Raw genomic sequence first — 25,176 nt, 5'->3', positions numbered from 1 at the left:
CCTCAACTGTGGTGCGTTGTTCACGCGCGACGGTCGAGGGCCGCACGCGTCATGAGGCCTGCCAGTGCCGAGCGGGACGGCACGGAGGTCTTCCGATAGATGGCCGACAGGTGGGTCTCGACCGTGCGGCGGCTGAGGTACAGCTTCGTCGCGATGGCCTGGTTGCTCAGTCCTTCGGCAACGAGTTCGGCAATCTCCCGTTCACGTGTGGTCAGTTGGTCGAGCTCCGTGGGTGCGCGCAAGGTTGCCTCGGCCTGGGGGCGCACGATCGAGGCCAGGTCGGACAGCAGGCGCGCGCCGCCGTCGTCGGCGAGACGGCGGGCCCGCTCCCACATCGCGACGGCGCGCGGACCGTCGCCGGCGGCCTGCGCCTGGGCAGTCGCCAACAGCAGGGAGTACGCCTCCCAGACCGTCGCACCGGACGGCGCGTACGCCTGCGCGGCGCGCTCGAAGAGCTGTGCGGCCGCGCGGCTGTCACCGTGATGCTGGGCGAGCGCCGCCTGGGCGCGCAGTGCCGCCCCGCGCTGACCGTGAAGACCCATCCGGTCGGCTTCCTCGACGGCTTGTTCGGCCCAGCGCGCGGCCTGATCGGCGTCGCCGACCGCGATGGCGGTGCCGACGAGGGTTTCCAGCTGGCCAGGGCGTACGGAGGGCTGCAGCCCCAACAGTTCGGGACCGCCGGCCTTCAGGATGGCGTCCTGCGCACGGTGCGGGTCGCCGCTCACGTGCGCCGTGTGGCCGAGCACGCACTTGGCCAACGACGCCCACCAGTGTCTGCTTCCGCCGGCTGCAGCCACGGCCTCCTCTGCGGTCGTCAAGGCCCTGGTGTCGCCCAGGGGGCAGCGCAGGAGAAGGATCAACGCTTTGAAGCACAGAGTGAAGGCCAGGAGATCACTGCTGCCAATGGCTCGTGCGATGGATTCCGCCTCCTCGGCCGACTCCAGGGCGGACGGCAGCCGACAGGTGTTGAGGTGCACAAAGGCCTTGCTGCTCAACAGGTGTGGCAGGACGTGGACCTGACCGCTGCGGCGGGCGATGTCCAGACCCCGGTCGGCGTGGCGTTCCGCGTCGGCATAGCGCTCGAGCAGGGCTTCCGCCCAGGCCAGCCACACCAGCGACTCGCACAGTTCCGTGAGGTTGGGGTCGGTCAGAGCGTCTGCGAGCCCGGCGGCGACATCGGCGAGCCGGCGGGCCGCCGCCGTCTCCCCTTCGTATGCCTCTCCCAACGACCCCAGCGCCAAGGCCCCCATCTCTCCCATGAGGTCGCCGTGGGAGCGTGCCACCGCAAGCGTCCGCTCGATCTCGTCACGTACGTCGGGGTAGGAGACGGTGTTCAGGGCGGCCATGCCCAGCGCGAGTCCCAAGGAGACCGCCTGGCGGGGCTCGGGGCCGGGACTGCGGGCCAGTTCCCGCTGCAGCAGGGCTGTCGCTTCGGGGGAGTGTCCGAGATGCCGTTCCATCATGGCGCACAGCGCTATCGCATCCCTGCGCAGCGATGCGCCGTCCTGCCCGGACCTACTGATCAGCGTGTGGAGCAGGTCACGGCTTTCCCGCAGGCTGCCGCCCACAGCGAGTGCTCTGGCGCGCGCCAGTGTCAACTCTCCACGCTGCTGTGCGCAGGTGGGCGTGTCCGGCATGAGCCGGAGGACGACGTCCAGCAGATGAGCGGCCGTCGCGGGCGCCGTGTGGGCGCACTGGGCGGCCGCCTCACTCAACACGGCCGCCGACATGGGATCCCAGCCGACCAGCGACCGCTCGACGTGATGAGCACGCTCGGCGGCGGAGGCACCGGCCCGGGCCAGTTCGTCCGCCGCGCCGCGGTGGATCTCGGCACGGCGTGGTGCGGCGGTGTTCTCGTAGACCAGTGCCCGCAGCAGCGGGTGGCGCAGTGTCCAGCGGCCGTCGGACCCCATGCGCAGCAGATCGCGCCGCGCAAGTGCACCGACGCAGTCGTCGAGTTCCTCCGGCGTGATGTGTCCGGTGGTCAGGCTCAGCATTGCGGGCGTGGCATGGTCGCCGAGGACCGCCACTGCTTCGGCGGTACGGCGCTGCGTCGCGGTCAGCGCAGTCAGTTCGTCCAGGAGCAGGGATCCCAGTCCGCTCGGCACTGCGGAGGCGGTGTCGTCGTGGGCCCGGAGGGTGGTGCCGCGCGACGACGCGCCATGGCGGTAGGCGTGCAGAAGGCAGTGGAGGTACAGCGGGTTGCCCTCGCTGGATTCATAGATCTGCTTCGCGTCTCCCGGTGGCAGGTCGGAGGCGAGCGCCTCGATCGACGCCTGCTCGGGCAGCGGTCGCAGCGCCATACGCAGTACGGCCCCACTGTCGACGCCGCGTGTCAGAGCAGCGGCAAGGGAGTGCGGCGTCTGCCGTTCTCGTCGGGTCACGACCAGAAGCACCCGGCCGCCCACCGGGTGCCGGATCACATGGTCCAACAACTCCAAGGACGCGGGATCCGCCCAGTGCAGGTCGTCCAGGGCCATCACCAACCCGCTGCGCTCACCGAGCCTGGTCAGCACTTCCGCGACGGCGCGATAGAGGCCGAACCGGTCACGGTTGCCCAAACCCGAATCCGAGCCCTGCGCACCGTCGGCTCCGCGCAGCACCGTTGCCGCCACCTCGGGCACGGCATCCGAGTCGAGAAAGGCACGATCGACGTCGGCGAACGCGTCCGTGAACGTCTGGAACGGAGTGTGCTGCTCGTACTCCGTGGCCCTGCCGCGCAGCACGGTCAGCCCATCCTGCCGCGCCCGCCCACAGAGCTCGCTCAGCAGCCGGCTCTTCCCCATGCCGGCGTCTCCGGCGATGTCCACGACAGCGGGAACGCCGTCCTGCCCCAGACTGCCGATCACCGAGATGAGCCGCTTCAGTTCGTCAGCTCTGCCGACCAGCATGGTCGCCGTCTCGTCCCACGCCGGCTCCAGAGCGTCCATTCCCCCACCACGTCCGCGTGTTCATTCCCGAGTGGTCGCTCCTGCGCAACCCTGCCTGCACAACCAGCCGATACTTTCATAGAAACGTCATCATCACCGTCGTCGCCGTCGGGGCAGGGCAGCAGGGTGTCGAAACCCATGTCGCCCTCGGCGTCGACGTCCCGGCGGAGCGCCAGAGCGAGCGGCCTCCGAGGCGGATCTCACCGACCCGGTCGCCGCCAGCGAGGTGCGACCCGTCGACCCAGCGCCACATCGGCAGGATCTCAGGGCTGAAGGAGCGTTGTACGAGCAGCAGAACCCCCAACCGGTCGCTGTTCAGGCCCTGCTCCGCGCTCCGGCGGTCGCTGAGGCGCTGCAAGCGGCCCCAGCCGGTCGATGCTCTCAGCGAAGACGACATGGTCGAATCCCTCACTCGGCATTCCGGGGAACGCGGCGACGATGGCGGCGTGCTGCGCCTCGACGACCGCCTGCGGCACGCGCCGGTTGGCGGGCCGGTCCTGCTGACGAGCGACACACACGGAGGCGGGCGTGGTGACCAGGAGGGCGATGGTGGGAACACCGTGACGGCGTGCGCGGGCCAGGAGTTCGGCTCGGTCGGAGTGCTTGGCGCTGGTCGTGTCGACCACGGTCGGGAGCCGTCGGGCGAGGCGGGCCTCGAGGACTGACATCAGCGAGGCCACCGCGTCGGGAGTCGCGCTCTGGTCACGGGGTCGCCTTCCTAGTTGGCATCGAACAGGGGTGGAAGCGTGCCGGGGGATCAGCCATCGGCCACGGCCCATTGAATCGGTCACGTGGCCGTCGGTCGTCCCGCGGATCGTGCCACGCCGCCGGTAGCCGGGGAATCGGTCAGGGACGCGGACAGGGCGGTGTCCGAAGATCAGGCTCAGCCCTCGGCTGCCGGTGCCCTGTGTCGCTCACTTCCGCACGGATTGGAGGCGGTCGCCGGCGCCCCTGCTGGGGCGGTGGTCAGGCTGCACGGCAGAGTTCAGTGGGCGTGGCTGCGGCCTGTCCACCGAAATCTTCTGTGCGGTGACTTGGGGCGGTGCGAGCACACCGATCACTTCAGTGCCCGGTGGCCGTGGCGTCTGCGGTCTCCTCTGCAGTGTGGGCGGTGGTCACCGTTTGACGCGGCTGCGGACGGCCAGGACCGCCAAGCCGAGGAGCACGGGCTCGGCCAGCCGGGAGGTCATCTCGGTGTAGGTGCCGGCGGTGGTCAGGTTCTGGCCGGAGGAGCGGAACACCACCGAATTGATCACAACCCGCAGGGCCTTCTCGAACCGCTCGGCGGTGACGCGGCGGGTCCACGGACCGGTGGGCTTAGCCGGGTCGGGGGTATCGGTGGTGAGGGTGATCTGCTGCCCGGCGGCGACTTGGCGGCCGGTGATCTGCGGCTTGGGGTCATCTGCGGGCAGGCCCCACAGCACCATCACCGCGACCGTGACGATCATCGCTGCTGCTAGCCACGCCAGAGCGCGGGAGGCGCGCAGCCCGTAGCCGGAGATGGCCCAGTAGGCGGTCAGCAGCGACCGCTCACCCCATGGTCGGGTGATGTCGTGTCGGCGCATCTCGCACTCGCCGTAGTAGAAGTCGGCGGCGTCTGGCTCGTTCTTGCCGTCCTCCAGTGACTTGCGCAGCTGCCGGTACAGCGCGGCCACCGCCGCCGGACGCAGCTCGGAGGCCTCCGCATGTGGTGTGGTCCAGCCGCGGGCTGGAGCGGGGCTGCGGGCGGTGCTCATCCGCCAGTGATGCTCCTCGGCCAGTGTGTTCCTCCGGGTCCACCGCCAGGGGAAGCGCCGACTCCAGCCGGTGGGGGTGGCGGCGAAGGTGCACCAACCGTCCACGCGGAGCTGGTCGAGATGGACCGCGCCGGCGAACCGGCACTCGCTCAGGTCAATGTCGTGCAGCGCCAGATGCGCGGCATCAACCCCGCTCACCGACGTCAGCCGCACGCTGCGCCGGCCGCCCGACAGATGCGTCTCCGGCAGCACGCTGTCTGACTCCGAACGACGGGGAAAGGGGGCGGGGCGGGCGGAGATCACCACTGGGTACTCGCAGACCGCGTCCCTCAGATCCAGCTCGGCGTAGCGCAGGTGCAGCGTGGCGGTCGATGCCCACCTGGTGCGCACACAGCTCATCCGGCGGGCGGCGGCTTCCACTGTCACCGGCTGCTGGAAGACCGCACCGTCCAGACTCACCTTGTCACCGCACACTAGCGGCCCCAACCGCGACGCCGCCTCAAAGCGTGCTCCGCTGAACCCGGCGATGTCGGAGAAGGTCGCTCCCCTGAATCCAGCGTTGCCAGCGAAGGTTACCGCGCCGAACCTGGCGCTGCCGGTGAAGGTGGCTCCGTCGAACCTGGCGTCGCTGGTGAAGGTGGTTCCGTCGAACCTGGCGTCGCTGGTGAAGGTGGTTCCGTCGAACCTGGCGTCGCTGGTGAAGGTGGTTCCGTCAAACCTGGCGATGTCGGAGAAGGTAGCTCCGCCGAATCCGGCGTTGCCAGCGAAGGTTACTCCGCCGAATTTGGCGACAGTGAAGGTGGCTCCGTCGAACCCGGCGGTGCCGGAGAAGGTCACTGCGCCGAACCTGGCGTCACCGTTGAAGGTGGCTGTAACGAACCTGGCGATGCGGGCGAAGGTGGCTCCGTCGAACCCGGCGGTGCTGGAGAAGGTCACTGCCCCGAACCTGGCGTCACCGTTGAAGTCGACCCCGCCGAACCAGGCGATGCGAGCAAAGGTGGCCCCGTCGAACCCGGCAACGCCGCCGAAGGTGACTGCGCCAAACCTAGCGGTGCCGGTGAAGGTGGCCCCGTCGAACCAGACGTCCCCCGAGAAGGTAGCTCCGTCAAGCACGGCATCGCCGGTGAAGGTGGCCCCGCCGAACCTGGCATTGCGGGTGAAGGTGGCCCCGTCGAACCAGGCGATGCCTATGCGTGGGTGGCTGGTGGTGGGGTCGCGCAGGGCGTCGAGTAGCTCGCCCAACAGTGCTCCGCTAAAGGGAGTGCCTCGGTGGTCGATATCGGCGCCGGGAGCCAGGCTTGCGAGATAGGCGGCGCGGTCGGCCTCGTCCAGGTGGGCCAGGCAGGCCGCGTGTCCGGGCACGTGGATGCCGCGGCAGCCGACGGGGTCGATCGCGGGGTCGGCGCCGTGGCCGCAGTGCGGCCAGGCCGGGGAGATGGTGGACGGTGGGTCGGGCGTTGCTAGCGTCATGCCTGAAGGACGATCGGCGCGGCCGGGCAGTTGCCCGGCGTCCCGCCTTCGAAGCACGCGGAACTGAAATCTTCGGTGGCTACTGAAAAATGAATCGTGCGTTGTCCGCGGCGACAGCGTCAGGCCGGGTCCCAGGACGGCCGACCGGTAGACGGACCCGCACCTTCTGCAGCACGGGCACGAACTGCGGGCTGTCGGCGGCCTGTCCTGCGGTCAGGACGAACGACAACGGACGGCACTTGCGGTCAGCGGCGAGATGACCTTGCTGGTCAACCCGACACGGGACCTGCCGAGCAGGGTTGCTTCAAGTGGAGCTTGCGCCGTCGCCTGACGTGCCGCCGCTCGTCCTGGCCGGGGGCGTCACTTCCGACCTGTCCGTTCTGTTCCGGCGGGCCGCCCCTTTTGCCGGGCCCGTTCCTGGTCGGCAGCCCTCCATGACCTTCTTGCCCGGCTCCGGTTGTAACCCCGGTGCGACGTCGGGCGCGGCATCGGTAGCGGAGACGACAAGCGCGTTGAGCAGCCGGCGATGTACGCCGCCCAGGCACGTACGCCACCGGCCCGGCGGTTGGTCAACAGCGCCGCTGGTGGCGTACCCGGATCCTCAGCGGTCTGACACGCAGCACGCACGAACCGCCCCAGCTGCTCGAGCCCCTCACAGCCCGCCCCGTCAGCCACGGCACCGTCCTCGAGGGCCGCCGGCCGCAGACACCTGGGTGCTGACGGCCGCCTTGCGGCAACACCGGCAGGTTCCCGTGCGACGCCGCGCCCACGATCAACGCGTCACACCGCGGGACGTTACGTCCTGCCGTGGGGACCACGTCGACAGCCGGCACCGGTTCGCAGGTCAGAGTGGGTTGCATGTGACGCTCGCTGTCAGTCCTACTCGGTCCATCCGGTTCGATCAAGGCGGACGTCGGAGACATCACTGCGGTAGGGACGACGATCACTCACACCCAGCCCAACGAACCGCCAGCACCAGCAGTCACAAGAACATCCCGAACCACCAACTACCGACATCAGATGCCCTCTTACTCCTATCGAACGGGGAGGTCGCACACCACGGTGATAGGGCGAACCGCTTCCAAGGCGCCGACCGCGACGGCACACTGTGACCACTCTTCGCGGCGCGGAACGAGAGGCGGGGACCGTGTACCGTTCGATGTGGCGGGCAAAGGTGCTTACGCTGATGGTGTGCGTGGTCCTGGCCGTGGCCTCCCTCGCGGCCTATCGGTTCCTTTCGCGCGGGGAAACGTATGAGGATCCGATCGACCTGCGTGCCGTGGACTGGCGCAGCGTCGAGATCCCGGGGTCGTTGTGCAGGTCCCCCAAGCCGATACGTCTGCGTGATGGATCGGCCGTCAACGTGCCGTCGGATTTCGACGGACCGGAGCCGAACATGCCGCAGGACGTGGCGGCCCTCACAGACGAGATCTTCTACGGCGACATCACTGGCGACGACCGTGACGAGTCCGCGCTGCCCGTGGTGTGCGCCAATCACGACTCCACCGCCGCAGGGCAGAGAGCCATGGGTATTCTTGTTTTCGACGGCGGTGCTCGGGAACTCTCCGTGCTGGGAACTCTGACGAGCCGTAAGCCTCGGCTCGGCGAACCGCCGAATCTCTTGAAGGTGGAGTCGATGAAACCCGGCCGAATCACGATCGTGGACAGTTTCTATCTGAAGGACGACTTCAATTGCTGTCCGTCCGGTCAGGTCGAGGAGACATGGGTTTACCGACAGGGGCGTCTAGCGGCCCGCTGAGTCCGGGCCGTACATCAGAACAGGTTGAACTCCCGGAGCACATGCAGGGTGCCGGCGCTGACGGTCACGAAGGCCCCGCAGGAGCTCAGCGTCGTCGTCAGGATGCTCGCGCCGAGGTGCGGCAGGACGATGAAACCGACCAGCGCGGCGACGAGGGCGCTCAGCGCCGCGATGGCGAGGGCCATGACCCGGACAGCGGGGCTCGGCGTAGGCATGGTGTCAGTCCTTCGTGGTCGTCGTGTGGAGTGCTCCACACCGTCATGCAGGACCCCCGGACACATCCAGTCCAAGATCATGGCAATTGCGGACACCGGCATTCATGCAGGTGAATCCGCCAAAGTGTCCGAAGTTGCACCGGATCTGCGAGAGGGCCTCCCCTGGACCGGCCCTTCCGGGATACTGCTGAACCACTAGCAGGGGGGCGACATGACCGAGGAGACGCCGAGGCGGCAGGAACTCTTGGACACCGCCGTCGAGGAGCGCACTCCGCAGGCGTTCCGCGCGGCTCTGAACGAACTCCGCGCGGACGGGCTCTCGTACGACAAACTGGTCGAGATCGCAAGCGACATCGTCAGCGAGGGGAACGCCCCCGGGTTCGAGATGGGCGTGAGCGGCCCGGCGAAGGGCACATGGCTCAACGCCCTCACGGTGAAGGGCAGGAAGGCCGAGAGGCTTCCGGACTGGAGGTACGTGGAGCTCCTGGTCCTGGCGTACTGCGAGCACCACGTATTGGATGAGGACACGCGCGACGGCCTGCTCGTTCGCTGGGCCGACGGCTACACCGCCTGCGGCGGCCGACCGCGTCCGCAGTACCGGCGCACGCCCGAGAGCCAGTCCGTGAACACCGCGGCAGCGCGGAGGATTCGTCAGCCGTACGCCATAGGCGCCGCCATGGCCGTGGTGCTGGCAGCGGGCTCGGCGTACGTCCTCTGGATCCCGGCCTCAGAGACACCGCCGCTGTCTGTGGACGACGTCTCCTTCCTCGGGCTGAGCACGGGCGACTACGTCTTCACGTCCACCATGAAGCTGTCGGGCTCCCAGGTGGAGAAGCTGAAGAACGAGGACTACGGAAAGGGGAAGACGTTCGAGGACTGGTTCAACGAGAACGGCGGTGTACCAGCCGGTTTCAGGACCATCTCGCTCACCGTTAGCGGACGCAGCAAGAAAGAGCTCCGCATCACGAACATCCAGATCCTCAAACGAGACTGTGCGCCGCCGCTCACAGGTACTTTTTTCCTCAATGGCGGCACCAACGGCGGCGAGTCCAAGACCAGAACGTTGTTTTTCAACCTGGACGACCGGATCCCCGAACCCACGGACGAGAACAGCGAACCCTATTTCGCCCGGAAGAGCATCACCCTGAAGTACGGGGAGACCGAAACGATTGTGGCGTTCGTCAGCGCCAATGAGCGTTCCTGCGGCTTCACCTTCCGCTTCACCGTGGTCGTGCCGGGCCACAAACCGGTGAAGCGGGAAGTCAGCAACGACGGAAAGCCGTTTCAGCTGACCGCAGTCGCCCAGAACTTCGAGGAACAGCACCCCTACGACCATTACCGGGCGATGTACGTGGGAGGCGTGGCGGCTCCTGTCGGTGCCGGAATTGTCCCGGCCGACCCCTCCACCTACAACGGCGACCCCCAGTCCCTCGCCGCTCCCTGAATGGACCTCGACAGCCGAGTCGGCGCACTGATGTGCTGATAGCCCTCGCAGCAGCGCGAACGCGGCCAAGGCCGCTGCACCAAGCCCAGCACCATTCGCCGCGCTCAGTGGCAGCCCGGCCACCGGAAGCGTCCGGACCGGCCCCCAGCGCTGCAGATTGGAAGAGCTCACCGCTGGCGTGCACTGAGAGCCGGCCAGCCAGCGCTGCCGCCAGGCCGGGCTCCCTCTCCTCGCTACTGGCGCATGGCTCCGCACCACCCCACTCCTGACCTCATATCCCAACCGGTGGACGTGGCTGCGCTGTACCGGCAGTTGCGCAAGGCGTTCGAGGACGGCAAGGAGCGTCAGTCGCCGCCGTCGTCGTCTCGGCATGCCCGGATGCGATCACCACGTGGGGGGAGGTGCGATGGGAGAACGAAGGTTCGATGACTGTTTGTAGCCGCCCATCGAGGCCCCGTGACGGATTGGCGGAAAAATCTCACCGCCGGCGACGGACCCTGAGGGGCGATTTGCCTGAGCCGCTGAAAGACGAGGTGGCAGCAGGATGGAAGATCAAGACGAGCCCCGCCGGCCCTCTTGGGGTGCACCAGACGGAGGCACTGGCGCCCCAGGCCGTACCGGTCCGACACCGCCGGGACAGGTTCCACCGCCCCGCAACGGGGGGTTGGCGCCGGAGAGCGTCCGCCCTGCCCGCGGCGCAAGGGCAGGCATCAGGCTCGTTGTGGATGTCTGTCGTGTGGTGTGGTGGCGGGAGTGGCTGGTGTGGTGGGGCGTCCGATGCTCAGGTAGGTGTAGCCGTGCTGTTTCATGACGTGTGGTGTGAGGAGGTTTCTGCCGTCGAAGAGCACGGGGTGTTCATCATGGTGGCCAGTCGGCTCCAGTTGGCCTGGCGGAGTTGGGGCCAATCGGTGGCGATGATCGCACCGTCTGCTGCTGTCATCGTCTGCGGGAGTGTGGCGCAGCGGTGTGCCGATGCCCACGGCCCGTCGTTGCAGGCCGGTGCCATGGGGTCCCAGCAGCGCACGTGGGCGCCTTCGGCCTGCAGGCGTGAGGCTATGACGGTGCTGGGTGCTTCGCGCATGTCGTCCGTGCCGGGTTTGAACGTCATGCCGAGCAGTGCGATGGTGCGTCCTTTGAGACCGTTCAGTTCGTTCTTGAGCCGCTGGACGGCTCGGCGTGGCTGGAGGTCGTTGACTTCGATGACTGCAGTGAGCAGTTGGAAGGCGTAGCCGGAGTTGCTGGCCAGAGCGCGTAGGGCGCGGGAATCCTTGGGGAAGCAGCTGCCGCCGTAGCCCAGGCCGGCGTTCATGAAATGTGGGCCGAGGCGGTGGTCCATGCCGGTGGCTTTGGTGACGTGGGCGATGTCTGCGCCGGTTGCCTCGCACAGTGTGGCGATTTCGTTGGTGAAGGAGATCTTCGTGGCGAGGAGGGCGTTGGCGGTCAGTTTGACCATTTCGGCGGAGGCGACGTCCATGAGCAGTGTCGGTCCCTTCACTCCGTCGTGCAGGTCGGCGAGGAGTTCGGCGGCGGTGTCGTCCTCAGTGCCGATGACGATGCGGTCCGGGTGCATGAAGTCCTCCACGGCCCTCCCTTCCGCGGTGAACTCGGGGTTGGAGGCGTAGGGGACGTGTTCCAGGCCGGCGGTGTCCATCGCAGCGCGTATCCGGGCGCCGGTGCCGACGGGGACGGTGCTTTTCACCGTGACTACCGCCAGGTGGGATGCTCCTTTGAGCGCATTGATCACTGCCCAGATGCGGGAGAGGTCGGCGTCTCCCGAGGCTGTGGGCGGGGTATCCACGCACACGTACACGATCTCTGCATCGCGGACCGCCTCGTCGGCGTCGAGGGTGAAGCGGAGACGTTTGCTGTTGCGGGCGAGCATCTCACCCAGGCCCGGCTCGTAGATGGGGACGGCACCGGACTGCAGGGCCTGGATTCGTGCCGGCTGGATGTCGCGGATGGTGACGCGGTGGCCCAGTTCGGCGAAGCAGGCGCCGGCGACCAATCCGATGTAGCCGGCGCCGAAGACCGCGACGTTGTGGTTCGAGTTGTGCATGTGCGGCTTCACTTTCACAGAGAAACGATGCGGCGCAGGCCGGCTGTGTGGGGGGGACGAGGTGCCCGCGTTGCATCGTGGGACGAGGTGCTGCAAGAAGGTGCCGGGCGGCTGAGGCGCTGCCAGGGGGCCTGTGTGTGGGCGCGATACTGACGGATCTCCAGCGTGGACTCGTCCCAAGGATCGACGGCCCTGACGTACGTGCTCTGTGCTGCGGCTTCCGGCGGGGGCGGGGAGCTCTGTCCGCCGAGAGTGACTTCGGCCCCGTTCTGCCGGGTACCCCACCCTGTCCTGGCACACGTGAAGATGCCGTACCAGCGCAAGAAGCGCAGCACTGTCCAGGCGAGGACGATCGCCAGCGGCATCGTGAGCCAGGTCAGAGCCCGCGAACGGATCCGCTCATCGGAACGGATGATGCTCAGGTAACGCAACCCCTGTGCATACCCGATCAGGAACGGGATGACCAGCATGCTCCCGGGCGGCATCTGTCCGTACAGCAGCGGCTCGACGAGCACCAGCCACAGGACGACCATCTGGGTGAGCACCATCTGCAGCCACCGCATCGCGTGCAGCCAGTAGGCGGGGCGCGCCGGCGACAGATACCGCATGCGCCACACCGAACGGATCGTCGAGCCGCGCATCCAGCGCAGATACATCCGCGTGAAGTGGCTCCACTTCTCCGGCATGGCGGTGAAGCAGATGGCCTGGGCTGCTGCACGGTCAGCCCGCGCTGCTGGGCATACAAGGTCAGCAAGCTGTCGTCGGAGAACATCACGGACCGCCCCATGAAGGTCTCGTTGAGGTACGAGCCCAGATTGTCGCGAATCACGTCGGCCCGGTACGCGGCCAGCGGACCGGAGTTGACCATGACAGCGCCCAGGGCGGACTGTCCGGAGCGGTCGACAAGTTGGCACACCACGAACCACAGGTCCGTCACCCGCACCAGCCAGTTCACCCGGTTGTTGGTGGCGATCACGATACCGGCGACGGACTGAACCCGCGGCCGGGCGAACGGCAACAGGACTTGCTCGATCGCACTCGGCGCAAAGCACGAGTCCGAATCGCACGTGATGTAGATGTCCGCCTCGGCGCTCACCCTGACGCCGTGCGCCTGGGCATGCCGCTTGCCACCGTTGAGCACGCGCTGCCACGTGGTGGCGACACCGGCCTTGCGGGCCGCCTCCTCCCACCACGCACGCACATCCGCGTAATCGCTGCTGGTTGAGCCATCGTCGACAATGTGCACCGAATCAGGCAGCCGCGTCTGGCGCAGGAAGCTCTCCAGCCCCAACTTCAAATAACCGGGGTCCTCGTTGTAAACCGGAACGAGGATGGACACGTGCGCGGAAGCCAATTGACGCACCGTGCGGTCCGTAAGCCGCGGAACACCCTCAAGGTGATACATGAAAGTCTGTAGCAAGAAGACGAGGAAAAGGCTGATCCATACAACCCTGAGCCGGTTCTCCGTCTCGCTGTCAGCCCTGAAGGCAATAACCGCATGGTGCGTCGTCCATGCCGCCGCCAATAACAGGACGACGATACCCGTCAGAACAGTCACCGACCGGTGCTGATGGGCACTCAGCACCGGCTGATGGCGACGGCGCCCTCTCACTTACGATGCCGCCGCGACGCCACGACCGCACCGGCATCCTGACCTGCGGCCAGATTCCGGCGGAACCCGAACCTCACAGCCACGAGGCCGACACAAACAAGAGAAGCAGCAAGGGCAAGCATCCAACCGCCGAGTGGATAGGTCATACCGCCTACCACGATGACGGGAGCGCCGGTCTGCGCGAGCTGAGCATGTCCGGACATACGAAAGTCCCCCCAGGAACAAGAGAAATAGTGGATGACGCAAATCATATGAGATGCGTGAAGGTCCTCGCGCCATCACTGCCCACCCCGGACAGAGCGAGAAAATCCCCGAATGCAGAAGATGCTAATAACTGGGCGATGCTGCTGCCCATCACCCAACTCTGCCCGAAACTGCCCTCGCGTGAAAAAGGAAAGACAGGAGTGTGCAGAAATGGTCACACTGGGATGGGCTGTACGAAGAACCAGAGCCAGCCCCCAAAGCGCCCTCTCGGCCACCGTGGTGCAGGGGATGGCTGTCCTGATGGACGACGGCGTTCAGCCGCAGCTCGCCCGGTGGCGGGAAGCGCTCGGTGCGGGCAGGCATGATGCGGCGCACCTATAGGCGGGACCCACATCTGGCATGGGGAGCGGCGGTAGTTCCGCCTCGATGGCGGAGAAGGCCACGCCTGCGACCAGCAGCGGCCCTGGCCGGTCGGCAGCGCCGGATTGAGTCCGCCGCCGGTCACCACGTCTTCGGCTGGCCCCTTCGAAGCGGTGCGACGGCTGCGATGTGGTCCTCGCCGCCCGCGGTCAGATCGTGTGCTGTCCCGGCGGTGATGAGACCGCGCTCCCAAGCCGGACGGCACAGCAGCGCCCGGCGGCGCCGCGCGCCTGGCGCCACGGGCGAGGGGGTGACCAATAGTCAGTAAAACGTCGTATGAGTGCCGATTGACCTACCTCGCCCTGGACACATGCTGTGAGGAACCACAGCGACGTGAGGGAAGGAGCAGTCATGGCTGCGTCCAACAACTCAGGGAACCTCGCGAACGCCGGCGCGAGCTTCGGAGGCCGGCCAGAAGGGCGGACGTGAGAGCGGCGGGCAGCGGTAGCCCGATGTCGCCTTCAGCATGAGCCCGGTCTTCCTTTCTGGAAGGCCGGGCCTCTCCCGTTCGTAGCCGCCGAACGAGTTCGCTCGAGCGGTGTCGAGGCGGTGGTCAGATTGATGGGCCGCGCTGTTGGCGATACCACTGCGGGGGTGGATGACGAGGTGGTCGTGGTGGCGGTCCGAGCCGGGCGAACTGGTCATGGGCCGCCGCTCATGGGCTTGGGAAAGGCCGTACCTGTTCGGGTGAGCGGGGGCCGGCCGCGTTTCCGGTCTGGGGCGGCGGGCACTCGGGGCACCATGAATCAGAGTCATCGCCCCCCGCTCGTCGACAGCTCACTCGCCGTTCTTGCCAAGGGGTACGCCTGGCTGCCCGACCGTCGGCGCCGTACCACCGCCCCCCTGGTGCGCGCGCGGGTCATGGGACAGCACGCCGTCGCCCTGCACGGTCCGGAAGCGGTGCGGTTCTTCTACGACGAACGGCGTGTGGAGCGTCGTACGGCGTTTCCCGGTCCGGTGCTCAGCACACTCTTCGGTCACGGAGCCGTACACACCCTGGACGGCCGGGATCACCGGGTGCGTAAGGAGATGTTCCTCTCCCTGCTCACCGGGCCGGAGGCGGTCGACCGCCTCGTTGAATGCGTCGCCGGGGCGTGGGACCAAGCCGTGGAGTCGTGGCCCGGCCGTCCGGCGGTCGTCCTGTTCGACGAGGCGAGCCGGGTTCTGACCCGAGGCGTCTGCCGGTGGGCCGGAATCCCCCTCGACGACGCGGAGTCGGTGGCCCGGGACCTGGTCGCCATGGTCGACGGCTTCGCCACGCCCGGGCTGCGCCACTGGCGGGCTCGCCGTGCGCGGTCCCGCAGTGAGGCGTGGCTGGGGCGTCTGGTCGAAGACGTACGGGAGGAAGCCACCACCGCGCCGGCCGGGTCGGCACTGGACGTCGTGGTCCGGCACGGGGACGCCGATGGCCGACTCCTTGACCCGCACACCGCCGCCGTCGAACTGCTCAATGTCATCCGTCCGACCGTCGCGGTGTGCTGGTTCGTCGCCTACGCCGGTCACGCGCTGCGCCTCAGGCCCGACGTCCGGGAACGGCTGGGCGACGACGACCCCGCCTACGCCGTGGCCTTCGCCCACGAGTTGCGGCGCTTCTACCCCTTCGCCCCCTTCCTCGGTGGCCGGGCCGTCACCGACCTGGAGTGGCGGGGGGAACCCATCCCGTCCGGCACCTTGATCCTCCTCGACCTGTACGGACAGGACCACGACCCCGACCTCTGGGACACCCCGTACACCTTCGACCCACAGCGCTTCCTGGAGAGGCCGCCCCACCGGGACGAACTCGTCCCGCAGGGCGGCGGCGACCGCGCCACCGGCCACCGCTGCCCCGGTGAGGACGTCACGATCGCACTCCTGCGATCCGTCGGGCCACGGCTGGCACGCCTGGAGTACGACGTGCCGAAACAGGACCTGAGCATCCCGCTGAACCGCATCCCGGCGCGGGTGCGCAGCGGATTCGTCATCGAGGCCGTCCGTGTACCGGTGCCCGCACTCGGCTTCAGGCAGTCGGCGGGCTAACGGCCACCAGGGGAGAGGGACGCGATCAGGGGAGTGGGACGCGATCCGGTGATCACGGGCGAACATGTCCGCACACTGCTCAACCAGGAAGACGCCGTGCTCGTACTGCTCCACGGCCGGGCGCAGCTGATCCCCGCCCGGAGCTGAACTCCGAGCGCTGCCGCGGCGCGATGCCAGTGGCGTCCGGCCGGGACCTCCGGGAAAGCCTGGGCACCGACCGGTCGTCGTCTGGGAGCTTGCCCCTCGATGTGTTGGCGGCTCTCCTCGATGGATGGTGGCGGAGCAGGGCGGCTAAGCACTCGAGGGCACCAGTCCCATGTCGCATACGCACCTTGGTCCCCTACGTTCGCGCCACCGACTGGATCTGGTCGCAGTGCGTTCGGCGTCCTGCATGGGGCGCCGAGTGCGTGTGGGGAACCCGCACACGGCCGGGTGCCGGTCAGGCCCCCGCCGGACCACGACTCATCCGCCGCGCAGCGGTCACGGCCGCTCCCGCCAGCGCGGCGGCTACGGCCGTCCTGCGCATCGCGGAGCGCCGCCGCCCGTTCCAGCCGCCCTGCACCGCCCCCTCTCCGAGAGCCGGTACGTGCGTGCTCCGTGAGTGACCGGAGCCTTCTCGTCCTGAGACAGATCGGTCTCGTCCGTCTGCCGTGCCATCGCCCGCGCCGCGATTCCCGGCGTCATCCGAAAACGGCGTACCAGAGCGCGGCCCGCGGGGCCGACCACCACTTCGCGACGTGGGTGGCGGACCAGATCCACGATGGCCCGGGCAACCCGCTCAGGGCTGTGGACGGGAGGCATGGCGACCACTTTGCGCCCGGTGTAGTTGGCCGCCTGCTCGAAGTGCGGGGTGTCGATGGTCGCGGGCATCACGGCATCGACGTCGACCTGTAGGGGCACGAGCAGCGACGAAGGGCCGGAACCCAGCTGTGGGACTGAGCGCTTCAGCCGGCCCGGCCGTGCTCGGCGTCAAGCGGGGCGCCGGGCGGTGAGAGGTTGACCTCGGTGCCAGAGCAGGGCGGCGATCGTGACTGGGAGCGCTATCAGCGCCCAGATGGCCACCGTCATCACCACTGCCGTCCAGGCGTCCCAGATGTGGCTAGCGAGGTACGCCGCGGCGAGCGGTGCGGCCACCACGCCTACGCACTTCGCCGGGCCGAACCGGACCCGGGGTGCGCATCGGCGATCGGTGGCGAAGCACTGAGGCCGCCGGGCGCTGCCGAACGCCGCGATGAAGGCCAAGCTCGCCAGCCAGACACCGGCCAGCGTGAGCCCGACGAGCATGGTGGCCTTCTGGTCCGGCAGCCCGGGGAGCGTCTCGCTGATCCCGTCGTGGCTGACGGCGACCTGGACGTTCCGCCAGGCGGTGACCTCCACCTCGTCCCCCGGCTTGATGAGTTCCGACAACTCGCCGTGCGAATCGAGGTGCATCGGCCGAGCGGCGGGGCCCGGAACAGGAGCCTGCAACTGCACGCGGAAGACCATCGCTCTACCGCTCCTGGCGTCCTCGGCAGAGCGAACCGTCCCGCGGATCGTGCGCATGCAGTCGGCCAAGACCCCTGCCGCCTCCTCGCTGCCGCACGGCTGTGCTTCCAAGAAGGCCTTCTCATCGGCGATCCGCTTGGGCACCGAAATGCTCGGGACCGCAGAGACCGCCAGCAATACCAGTCCAAGCAGCGTCCAGGCCACCGCACGCAGCCACGCCTTCCCGGGCCGGGCCGACTCCCCCTGCTCCGCCGTCTGCACAGCCATCGCCGTTGCCCCCTTCGCTCCGGGAGCATTGAGCCACACACCGCCGATCGGCAACAGGCCGGAGAGCGGCAAGGTCGTGCCCGCGCTTGGTGCCCGGATCCGGCAATCTCGAATGGCCAGAGACGGGGGCAGCCCTACCCCACGCGACACGATCAGACCCGACTCGAACGCCGGGAGGGCGCGATCTGGCGCTGAGCGTCTGGAAGCCGGATCCGGCAGGAAGACGATCGTGACGCGCAGGAAACTCACCGACGAGCAGTGGAAGTTGATCGAGCCGTTCCTGCCGATGGGAGAGTACGGCCCGTACCCCGAGCGGCTGCGTGAGCAGTTCGAGGGGGTGATCCGGGGGTTCCGCACCAGCAGTCAGTGGCGGGAGATTCGGGCGAGTTCGGCCCGTGGCCGACGGTCTACGGCCGCTTCCGGGTCTGGAGGGACGCCGGCGTCTTCACCGCGCTGCTGGAAGGCGTGATCGCTGAGGCCGCCCGCCAGGGGCAGACGGACTTGTCCTTGGTCAGTGTGGACTCCACCACCGCCCGTGCCCACCACGACGCCGCCGGGATGTGCATCGGCAAGAAGGTCATGGAGGCCCTGGAGGAAGCCGCTGCCGACCAGGAACGGGCCCGGCAAAGGGGCGCCCGCCGAAACAGGACCGCTTCCCACCTCGGACAGCATGACCTGCGGTTCTGTGCGTCTCACCGCTGTCGGCAGCTGTGTGTCTCTCTTCGTCTCGCGGATCCTCGGCAGATGGACCCGGTGCCGCTCCGGACGGTCGGGTGGATACACACGGTGCGGATGCGCAGTTCTCGGGATGTGAGCGTACGGCTGGGGGCGGGTCGCGGCCCGGACCTCTCATGCCCAGGCCAGCCGCGATCTATGCGCCCAGTAGGCTCCGGCGGACTCGGCCAGCCCGCCAAGCCGTTCCATCTGATCGGGATTGAGGTGCAGGTCCGCCGCCAAGAGGTTGCTGGTGAGTTGCTCGATCGTGGCTGCGCCGGAGAGGACGATGTCCGCCCAGGGCCGCGCGGCGACCGCGCCCAGAGCCACGGCGTCGCACGGCGCGCCGGTCTCCTGTGCGATCTCGCGCAGCATGACGGTGTCCCGCCCCGTGGCGTGCCGATCGGCCAGGCGTCCGTTTGCCATGGCCTCCTTGACGATCACCGTGCGCCCGGTGGCGTGTGCTTCGGCCAGCGCCGGCCCCGCTGACGGCTCCATGAGGTTGTAGGTGGCCTGCACGCAGCCGAAGAGCGGTTCGCCGTCCACCGTGATCTCCAGCGCGGCCCGGATGGCTTCCGCCTGGGCCGGGCCGCTGGTGGACAGTCCGATGGTCACCCCCTCTGCGGCGAGCCGGCGCAGCCGGTCGTGCAATGCGGAGTCGGTCAGCGCCGGGCTGTCCGGGGTGACCGAGTGGATCTGGTAGAGGTCGAGCCGGGTGCCCAGCAGCGCACGCGTCTCCGCGAGCTGCCGGTCGTACGTCGCGGTGCTGTGGTCCTTGACCTCGTGGACCTCGACGTCCGTGCGCCAGTCGGCGGTGTAGATGTAGCCCCACTTGCTGCCGATCACCACATCCCGCGCATCGGGACGGGCCTCCAGCCAAGTGGCGAGGAACTCCTCGGCCCGGCCGTAGGAGCGGGCGGCGTCGAAGTACCGCACGCCCCGGGCGTAGGCCGCGTCAAGCAGCCGGTGGGCATGGGCGCGCAGAACGGTGGCCGAGCGGTCTGCGGGCAGGTCCGCGTCACGACCCAGATTGATGTAACCGGGACGGCCGACGGCGGCCAGGCCCAGACCGAAGGGCGAGATCGGCGAGGCGATGGGGCGTTCAAGGTGCATACGGGGTGTCCTCCGGGATCCGTTCCTCGCGACCTGCCGCTCGAACCGGCCCAGGGAGTAGTGCAGTCCTTGGCAGGCTCTCCAGGTGTCAGGAGAGAACGGAGATGTCCGAACCGGGATGGGGTGCTGGGATGAGGGATGTCGTGAGCTTCATGGCAGCAACAGGGCGGCTGGGGCCATGGAGAGTATGTCGCAGCCGGGGCCGATGAGGAGGGGGTGACGTGGGGTGCGCGGCGGCGTAGCCGAGACGGAGACCTGGTTGTGGCGGTGTGCTGCGGTGACGACTCGGGCGATGGCGTCGAGTACGGCGGGGTGTGCGGCCATGGCCGGGGTGGCGGCCGGGTCGCGGCGGTCCAGGCCCAGGATCTGACGTGACGGTTTCCAGTAGACGCGAGAGCGCCAGGCTTCACCTCGGGCCAGGTCAAATTCGCGGTAGTCCTTTCTCCTTGCTGGTGGAGCGGGCGCTGTGACGGCGTGTCCGGTGCGCCCGTTCGACCAGCGTACTGTCGTTGAGTTGCTCGGTCGTGTCGTAGTTGCGCCAGCCCGTGAGGCGCCCTTCCGAGTCGTAACTTGCTGACAGTCCGGGAGGATCCATGTGATCCCCGTGTGCCCGGACCAACCTCTGGGGCACCCTGACGACTGCTGTGATGCCGCGGGTGGATGACCTGCGGAGCTGGACGCGGATGCCGTGGCGGCCGGAGAGTTGGCCGACGACGAACATGCCCATGCGCCGTGCCACCGACACATCGACGACTGGCGGGTTCAGGAGCCTGTCGTTGGCATCCTCAAGGTCCTTTGCAGTCATGCCCATGCCGCTGTCCTGGATTTCGACCGTCGCTCCGCCGCCGGACAGAAGCCGGCTCGTGACGAGCACCTCGGTGTCCGGTGAGGAGAACGCGGTCGCGTTCTCCAACAGCTCCGCGATGAGGTGAACGATGTCGTTCACTGCCCTGCCGTCGACGTCCGCGGTTACCAGTCCGCGTAGGTGCACACGCTGGTACTGCTCGACCTCACTGGTGGCGGCCCGCAGGACATCCACGAGCCGGACTGGGGCGCTCCAGCGGCGGCCCGCCTCCTCACCCGCGAGGACGAGTAGGTTCTCCCCATTGCGGCGCATGCGGGTGGCCAGGTGGTCGAGCTTGAAGAGGCCGGCGAGCAGGTCGGGGTCCTGCTCGCCGGCAATCCACTTCTTCAAGGTGCGCAAACCCATTCCGAGTTCGGCGATCTTCGCCGCGTATCTGGCCTCCAACGGCCTGTCTGGCGAGTACTCGGGACGAGGCTCATCGTCGCGTGCGACTTCTGAACTGCCAGACCGATAGCCCGTCAGCACCTCTCGGACATGCTCAGCCCGGTCCCGGACTTTCCGTTTCTCCGCCTCATCAAGCTGCCCCAGCACCACGGAGACGATCTCGCCCTCGTCGTCCGCCGACGGCCCCGGACCGTCCGGGCTGATGACAGCGCGGTGTCGGAAAACAGCAGCTCCTTCAGCGCCAGCCGCAGCAGCCTCCCCTGGCCGTCTTCAGGACCACTTCGGCCTCGTCCACGCGCAGGAGAGTCCGCTGACGATTGCGATGCCGTGGTGGGACTGCTGGGAGCATGAGCTGCCGGAGCGGTGCCGACCACGCTCGTGGCCGTGAAGAGGAGAGGGGCCAGGGGTCTTTCCAAAGCGTTCCGGGTCGGGCGGTCCAACTGCGGGGTATGCGACATGGGTGGATATTCGGGGCGCGGCCGGAACGGCGGGACAGGTCAGCGCGTACCCGCGGACTTGACACCCCTTGCGGGCTAGGGGAATTTAGGCACGCCTTACCTTAGTAGCTAGTCTTTGACGTATGGCCGTTCTGCGCGGCCGCTCAGTCGTAGTTGATCACTAACAGCGTGCACCAGGACACCCTCGAGGCCGCCCAGGCGTTCATCACCGCGTTTTTCGAGAACCGGGACCCGGCCTCGGTGGCCGCGCTCCTTGCGCCAAGGGCGACCTTCGCCCCGCTTGCGGCGCCCAACTCCTCGCGGACGCGCCTGGAGGGAAGTGCGTTGCTCACTCGCCGAGAGCCTCGGCCATCGTGTCGAGGTCTTTGAGGAGGGCCGTCAGGCGTTTGCCGGGAATGGCGTTGACCATGCGTTCCTCGATGGCGTAGACGGCGGTGCGGGCGGTGTGCAGGCGCTGCTTGCCCGCCGGGGTGAGGTGGACCGGCAGGGCGCGGCCTTGGTCGGTGGTGGCGGGCCGGGTGATGAGGCCGGCTTCTTTCAGGCCGCGCAGGACGACGTTGGCGGACTGGCGTGTGACGAAGGTGCCGCGGGCCAGGTCGGCGTTGGACAGGCCCGGCTGCTGGTCGAGGAGCTCGAGGCAGGAGTACTGCGGGACGGTGAGGTCGTGTTCGCGCAGGGCCTTGTCCATGGCCGTGCGCAGGGCGGCGGAGGCGCGTTTGAGGCGGTATCCCACGTGCTCGGTGACGTCCTCGGTGGGGTGGGGCGGCAGGGCGGGTGCAGGAGTATCCATGTCAGCATTTTGACATGACTGAGAGTCGGCGCCTACAGTCGTTATGTCAAAGTCCTGACATCAGCTTTCTTGGAGGAACCATGCCCGCCACTGTCGACGGCCCCGACTTCGTCGCCCTGCAGGTGAAGGACGTTCAGGCCGCAGCGGCCTTCTTCGAAGAGCACCTCGGTATGCGCCGTGCCCCGCAATCGCCGCCCGGCGCGGTGGTATTCGCCGGCAGCCCCGTCCCGTTCGCCGTCCGCGAGCCGCTCCCGGGCATCGACCTGGACGGTGACGCCCGTCCCGGCCTGGGGGTCGTGCTGTGGCTGCGGGCCGCGAACGCCGCACAGGTGCACGAGCAACTCCTGGCGGCCAAGGTCCCGGACGTCACGGCCCTGCAGGACAGCCCGTTCGGCCCCACCTTCACCTTCACCGGCCCCGAGGGCTACCGACTCACCGTCCACGGAGACTGAGCATGTCCGGCGTCGTCTTCACTCCCCGCGGCCCGTTCTCACTCGCAGCCGGCCTTGGTTTCCTGGAGGGCTTCGCCCCGGCCCCCTACCAAAGCGGACAGGATCGCACGCTCCGGCTGGCCTTTCCCTCGGACGACGGTTGTTTCACCGTCACCGCCGCGGTGCAGCAGGATGAAACGACGGTGGCCACCCAGGCCGGCACGGTGCGGGCCGAGGTCACACTGCACTCCACAGGCACCCACGGCGCCGCACCGGCTTCTTCCGTAGTCGGCGAGGGCCTCGGTGAGAAGGCCGCTGCCGACGTGGCTCGGATCCTGTCTCTCGACGTGGACGCCACCCGCTTCATCGCGCTCGGATCCACCGACCCGGTGGTCGGCGGGCTGGTGGACGAGTTCCCCGGCCTGCGGCCGGTCTGTTTCAACTCCCCTTACGAGGCAGCGGCATGGGCGGTCATCGGCAGCCGAGTCCGCATGAGCCACGCCGCCGCCGTCAAGCGCCTGCTCGCCCAGCGGCACGGACATCGCGTCGCGGTCGCCGGCCAAGAATTGTCTGCGTTCCCCGCCCCGCCGGTCCTGCAGGCGATCACGAGCTTTCCCGGTCTGACCAAGGAGAAGATCCGGCGGCTGCACGCCGTGGCCGAAGCCGCGATCGCGGGCGAACTGGACCCCGCCCGCCTGCGCGCCCTGCCGGCCCGGGAGGCCCTCGCCGCGCTGCAGGAACTGCCCGGCATCGGGCCGTTCTCCGCCGAACTCGTCCTCATCCGCGGCGCCGGCCACCCCGACCACTTCCCCCGCCACGAACCTCGCCTGCACGCAGCCATGGCCGACGCCTACACCCTCAAAGGTCAAGCGGCCGGCGTTCCAGCACTAGCCCGCATCGCCGAGCGGTGGGCGCCCTACCGCAGCTGGGTCGCACTGCTGCTGCGCGCCCATGCCGACCCCGGCATCACAGCCATCCGCAATCCGAAAAGTCAGCCCGGCAAGCAAACCGATCACGCCAGGGGCGCTTGATGGCTGTCCCACCGGAACCCGGAATCATGCCGAACAGCACACTCACCGCTGACCACTTGCACGCAGCCGCAGGACCGGGGGAGCGAGAGGGGGACGGTTCCGCGTATCGTGCGAACGGCCGCGGAACCTCCCTCCGCTCGTCCTGTTCAGTACGGGTGCCGGTCGGGCTTGTGTGTCCAGGCTTCGTAGGCCTGGGCGCCGAGCTCGGGGTGGATCTGCTCTACATGGATCCGGCGCTGGTCGAGGGGCTTTTGGAAGTCCTCGTACTGGAAGGCGTCATCGAAGCCGATCTCGCGTGTGGCCGTCAGATCGCAGCTGTAGTAGACGCTGTCGATCCTCGACCAGTAGATGGCGCTCATGCACATCGGGCAGGGTGCGCCGCTGATGTAGATCGAGCAGCCTTTGAGCATCCGGGCCCGCTCCGGCACCTGGTCGGGGGATCCTTCGGGCCGCGGCACATATTCGAGTGTGCTCGCGTTCTGGTGTTCGGGCGATATGGAGGGAGCTTCGGGGTTCAGGCGCTGCACGGCCTTGCGTATGGTCTCTACTTCGGCGTGCGCGGTGGGATCGCCGGTGAGTAGAACGCGGTTCTGCCCTCGGGCCACGATTTCGCCGTCCCGGGTGAGCACGGCACCGAACGGACCGCCCCAACCTTCTTCGACGGATTCAGTGGCCAGTCGTACCGCTTCCGCCAAAAACTCCTTGTGACCCATGTCGGACCTCCGCTTACCATTTACCGAAGAGAACTGCCCCGTTTGTCCGATAACACCCCTTTGAACTAGACTACTCGGCATGGGTGTCACTGCAAGCCGTGCCCTCTCCGGCGGCCCTGCGACCGTTGTGACCTCCCAGAAAGTACGGGAAGGCCGCGATGACGACTATCAGCGCTGGCAGGAGCGGACCAACCAGGCCGTGCGGGCATTCGACGGATTCGAGGGGACGGAAATGTATCCCCCGGGCACCGGCGACGAGCGCGCGTGGGTGGTGGTCTTCCGTTTCTCCCGTATCGACCAGCTGACCGCCTGGCTTGAGTCCCGCGAGCGCCAGGAACTACTCGCAGAGGGCCGTCCGCTGTTCGATGGGACGCCGACTCAGGAAGTCCTGGCCGGCGGTGCGCCGCCGCCCGTCAAAGGGGAAGCCGTCACGGCGGTCATCTCCCATGACGTGCGACCGGGCCGGGAGGAGGACTTCGTACGGTGGCAGGACAAGGTCCTCAAGGCCCAGGAGAAGTATCCGGGTTTCATGGGGGCCGAGTTGTTCAAGCCGGTCAAGGGGGTTCAGGACAACTGGGTCGTCGTATTCCGATTCGACACTCGCGAACACCTCGACGAGTGGCTTGCGTCCGGCGCCCGCGCAAAGCTCCTGGAGGAGGGACAGGAGTACTTCTCTTCTTACGATGTGCGCAAGGTGGGGTCCGCGTTCAGCGGCTGGTTCCGCTTCGGGGAAGACCCGGACGAGGCGGTCCCGCCCAACTGGAAACAGGCCATGACCGTGGTGCTGGCGCTGTATCCCACAGTCATGGTCCTGAACCTGACAGTCGGTTATGAGCTGGACAACCTCGGATTGCCCGGCTACATCGGCCTGTTCATCGGAAACGTACTCAGCGTTTCCGCCCTGACCTGGCTGTTCATGCCCCTGGTGAACCGGGTCCTCGCTTTCTGGCTGGTGCCTGGACGGGCGCGTGGTGTGCGCACCCATGTGGCGGGGGCGGCCCTCGTGGTGCTGTGCTGGGCGGTGTGCCTGCTGGTTTTCGGGCTGACCACCGGCTGAGGAGCC

At 67.9% G+C, this 25,176-nt stretch carries 16 protein-coding genes and 4 pseudogenes; 7 read left to right on the top strand and 13 right to left on the bottom strand.

All coding sequences use genetic code 11. From position 1 onward, the window contains the following. Window positions 1-20 precede the first annotated feature (20 nt). The 4 genes and pseudogenes from IE198_RS28685 to IE198_RS28670 form a co-directional block, all read right to left on the bottom strand. Window positions 21-2,930: a helix-turn-helix transcriptional regulator gene (locus tag IE198_RS28685; protein ID WP_229834426.1), complete on the bottom strand. Its 2,910-nt coding sequence runs from the start codon at window positions 2,928-2,930 to the stop codon at window positions 21-23. Between the two features lie 263 nt (window positions 2,931-3,193). Then, a complete protein-coding gene (locus IE198_RS35675) occupies window positions 3,194-3,598 on the bottom strand; it encodes an AAA family ATPase (protein WP_229834425.1) in 405 nt (134 codons plus the stop codon). 447 nt (window positions 3,599-4,045) lie between these two features. Then, window positions 4,046-6,136, bottom strand: coding sequence for a pentapeptide repeat-containing protein (locus tag IE198_RS28675; protein ID WP_189891760.1), 2,091 nt, complete (start codon window positions 6,134-6,136; stop codon window positions 4,046-4,048). Window positions 6,137-6,233: 97 nt separating this feature from the next. Beyond that, a pseudogene (locus IE198_RS28670) lies at window positions 6,234-6,565 on the bottom strand (hypothetical protein); the annotation flags it as partial. Window positions 6,566-7,283: 718 nt separating this feature from the next. Here IE198_RS28670 and IE198_RS28665 point away from each other — a divergent pair. Continuing rightward, complete coding sequence (locus IE198_RS28665; protein ID WP_189891759.1) at window positions 7,284-7,895, top strand: hypothetical protein; 612 nt, start codon at window positions 7,284-7,286, stop codon at window positions 7,893-7,895. Between the two features lie 14 nt (window positions 7,896-7,909). Here the strand turns inward: IE198_RS28665 and IE198_RS28660 are convergent, their stop codons facing one another. Next, window positions 7,910-8,110, bottom strand: coding sequence for a hypothetical protein (locus tag IE198_RS28660; RefSeq protein ID WP_189891758.1), 201 nt, complete (start codon window positions 8,108-8,110; stop codon window positions 7,910-7,912). A gap of 211 nt (window positions 8,111-8,321) precedes the next feature. Between IE198_RS28660 and IE198_RS28655 the strand changes: the two genes are divergently transcribed. Continuing rightward, window positions 8,322-9,554, top strand: coding sequence for a hypothetical protein (locus IE198_RS28655; protein ID WP_189891756.1), 1,233 nt, complete (start codon window positions 8,322-8,324; stop codon window positions 9,552-9,554). A gap of 805 nt (window positions 9,555-10,359) precedes the next feature. Here IE198_RS28655 and IE198_RS28650 read toward each other — a convergent pair. The 3 genes and pseudogenes from IE198_RS28650 to IE198_RS35665 form a co-directional block, all read right to left on the bottom strand. After that, window positions 10,360-11,610: a UDP-glucose dehydrogenase family protein gene (locus IE198_RS28650; RefSeq protein ID WP_229834424.1), complete on the bottom strand. Its 1,251-nt coding sequence runs from the start codon at window positions 11,608-11,610 to the stop codon at window positions 10,360-10,362. A 14-nt stretch (window positions 11,611-11,624) separates the two neighbouring features. Continuing rightward, on the bottom strand, window positions 11,625-12,296 hold the full coding sequence (locus IE198_RS35670) for a hypothetical protein (RefSeq protein ID WP_229834443.1): 672 nt from the start codon (window positions 12,294-12,296) through the stop codon (window positions 11,625-11,627). 89 nt (window positions 12,297-12,385) lie between these two features. Next, window positions 12,386-13,015, bottom strand: a pseudogene (locus tag IE198_RS35665) (glycosyltransferase family 2 protein); the annotation flags it as partial. A gap of 1,572 nt (window positions 13,016-14,587) precedes the next feature. On the opposite strand from IE198_RS35665, the gene IE198_RS28640 reads away from it, so the two are divergent. Continuing rightward, entirely contained in the window at window positions 14,588-15,862 is a 1,275-nt protein-coding gene (locus IE198_RS28640) for a cytochrome P450 (protein ID WP_189891753.1), read from the top strand. A gap of 969 nt (window positions 15,863-16,831) precedes the next feature. Here the strand turns inward: IE198_RS28640 and IE198_RS28635 are convergent. Beyond that, the gene (locus IE198_RS28635) at window positions 16,832-17,863 is read right to left on the bottom strand and encodes a hypothetical protein (RefSeq protein WP_189891853.1); all 1,032 of its coding nucleotides are present in this window, start codon (window positions 17,861-17,863) and stop codon (window positions 16,832-16,834) included. Here IE198_RS28635 and IE198_RS36950 point away from each other — a divergent pair. Next, a pseudogene (locus tag IE198_RS36950) lies at window positions 17,844-18,244 on the top strand (transposase); the annotation flags it as partial. The gene IE198_RS28635 and the pseudogene IE198_RS36950 sit on opposite strands and share 20 nt — an antisense overlap. A gap of 219 nt (window positions 18,245-18,463) precedes the next feature. On the opposite strand, the gene IE198_RS28625 reads toward IE198_RS36950, so the two are convergent. The 3 genes and pseudogenes from IE198_RS28625 to IE198_RS28615 all read right to left on the bottom strand — a co-directional run bounded on the left by IE198_RS28625 (window position 18,464) and on the right by IE198_RS28615 (window position 21,938). Then, a complete protein-coding gene (locus tag IE198_RS28625; protein WP_189891751.1) occupies window positions 18,464-19,441 on the bottom strand; it encodes an aldo/keto reductase in 978 nt (325 codons plus the stop codon). Window positions 19,442-20,021: 580 nt separating this feature from the next. Continuing rightward, window positions 20,022-20,615 (bottom strand): annotated as a pseudogene (locus IE198_RS28620) (sensor histidine kinase); the annotation flags it as partial. Window positions 20,616-21,476: 861 nt separating this feature from the next. Then, window positions 21,477-21,938, bottom strand: a complete 462-nt coding sequence (locus tag IE198_RS28615) for a MarR family winged helix-turn-helix transcriptional regulator (RefSeq protein WP_189891749.1) — start codon at window positions 21,936-21,938, stop codon at window positions 21,477-21,479. 80 nt (window positions 21,939-22,018) lie between these two features. Here IE198_RS28615 and IE198_RS28610 point away from each other — a divergent pair, with 80 nt between their 5' ends. Both IE198_RS28610 and IE198_RS28605 read left to right on the top strand, forming a co-directional pair. Continuing rightward, a complete protein-coding gene (locus IE198_RS28610; RefSeq protein WP_189891747.1) occupies window positions 22,019-22,390 on the top strand; it encodes a VOC family protein in 372 nt (123 codons plus the stop codon). 2 nt (window positions 22,391-22,392) lie between these two features. After that, on the top strand, window positions 22,393-23,400 hold the full coding sequence (locus IE198_RS28605; protein ID WP_229834423.1) for a DNA-3-methyladenine glycosylase 2: 1,008 nt from the start codon (window positions 22,393-22,395) through the stop codon (window positions 23,398-23,400). 146 nt (window positions 23,401-23,546) lie between these two features. Here IE198_RS28605 and IE198_RS28600 read toward each other — a convergent pair whose 3' ends face one another. Beyond that, window positions 23,547-24,113: a nucleoside deaminase gene (locus IE198_RS28600; RefSeq protein ID WP_189891745.1), complete on the bottom strand. Its 567-nt coding sequence runs from the start codon at window positions 24,111-24,113 to the stop codon at window positions 23,547-23,549. 79 nt (window positions 24,114-24,192) lie between these two features. On the opposite strand from IE198_RS28600, the gene IE198_RS28595 reads away from it, so the two are divergent. Beyond that, window positions 24,193-25,170, top strand: a complete 978-nt coding sequence (locus IE198_RS28595) for an antibiotic biosynthesis monooxygenase (RefSeq protein ID WP_189891743.1) — start codon at window positions 24,193-24,195, stop codon at window positions 25,168-25,170. Window positions 25,171-25,176: the final 6 nt, after the last annotated feature.

The sequence above is a fragment of the Streptomyces xantholiticus genome, from assembly GCF_014651015.1.
In the GTDB taxonomy this organism is placed as follows: Bacteria; Actinomycetota; Actinomycetes; order Streptomycetales; family Streptomycetaceae; genus Streptomyces; species Streptomyces xantholiticus.
Note: the sequence above shows the minus strand (reverse complement) of the source record. Positions and strands in the feature narration are given on the sequence as shown.

Excerpts from the sequence above, each read along its gene's own strand:
- IE198_RS28660 (WP_189891758.1), bottom strand. The coding sequence starts at position 8,110 with ATGCCTACGCCGAGCCCCGCTGTCCGGGTCATGGCCCTCGCCATCGCG.
- IE198_RS28640 (WP_189891753.1), top strand. The coding sequence starts at position 14,588 with ATGAATCAGAGTCATCGCCCCCCGCTCGTCGACAGCTCACTCGCCGTT.
- IE198_RS28595 (WP_189891743.1), top strand. The coding sequence starts at position 24,193 with ATGGGTGTCACTGCAAGCCGTGCCCTCTCCGGCGGCCCTGCGACCGTT.
- IE198_RS28600 (WP_189891745.1), bottom strand. The coding sequence starts at position 24,113 with ATGGGTCACAAGGAGTTTTTGGCGGAAGCGGTACGACTGGCCACTGAA.
- IE198_RS28605 (WP_229834423.1), top strand. The coding sequence starts at position 22,393 with ATGTCCGGCGTCGTCTTCACTCCCCGCGGCCCGTTCTCACTCGCAGCC.
- IE198_RS28625 (WP_189891751.1), bottom strand. The coding sequence starts at position 19,441 with ATGCACCTTGAACGCCCCATCGCCTCGCCGATCTCGCCCTTCGGTCTG.
- IE198_RS28615 (WP_189891749.1), bottom strand. The coding sequence starts at position 21,938 with ATGGATACTCCTGCACCCGCCCTGCCGCCCCACCCCACCGAGGACGTC.
- IE198_RS28610 (WP_189891747.1), top strand. The coding sequence starts at position 22,019 with ATGCCCGCCACTGTCGACGGCCCCGACTTCGTCGCCCTGCAGGTGAAG.
- IE198_RS28655 (WP_189891756.1), top strand. The coding sequence starts at position 8,322 with ATGACCGAGGAGACGCCGAGGCGGCAGGAACTCTTGGACACCGCCGTC.
- IE198_RS35670 (WP_229834443.1), bottom strand. The coding sequence starts at position 12,296 with ATGCCGGAGAAGTGGAGCCACTTCACGCGGATGTATCTGCGCTGGATG.
- IE198_RS28650 (WP_229834424.1), bottom strand. The coding sequence starts at position 11,610 with ATGCACAACTCGAACCACAACGTCGCGGTCTTCGGCGCCGGCTACATC.
- IE198_RS28685 (WP_229834426.1), bottom strand. The coding sequence starts at position 2,930 with ATGGACGCTCTGGAGCCGGCGTGGGACGAGACGGCGACCATGCTGGTC.
- IE198_RS35675 (WP_229834425.1), bottom strand. The coding sequence starts at position 3,598 with ATGTCAGTCCTCGAGGCCCGCCTCGCCCGACGGCTCCCGACCGTGGTC.
- IE198_RS28675 (WP_189891760.1), bottom strand. The coding sequence starts at position 6,136 with ATGACGCTAGCAACGCCCGACCCACCGTCCACCATCTCCCCGGCCTGG.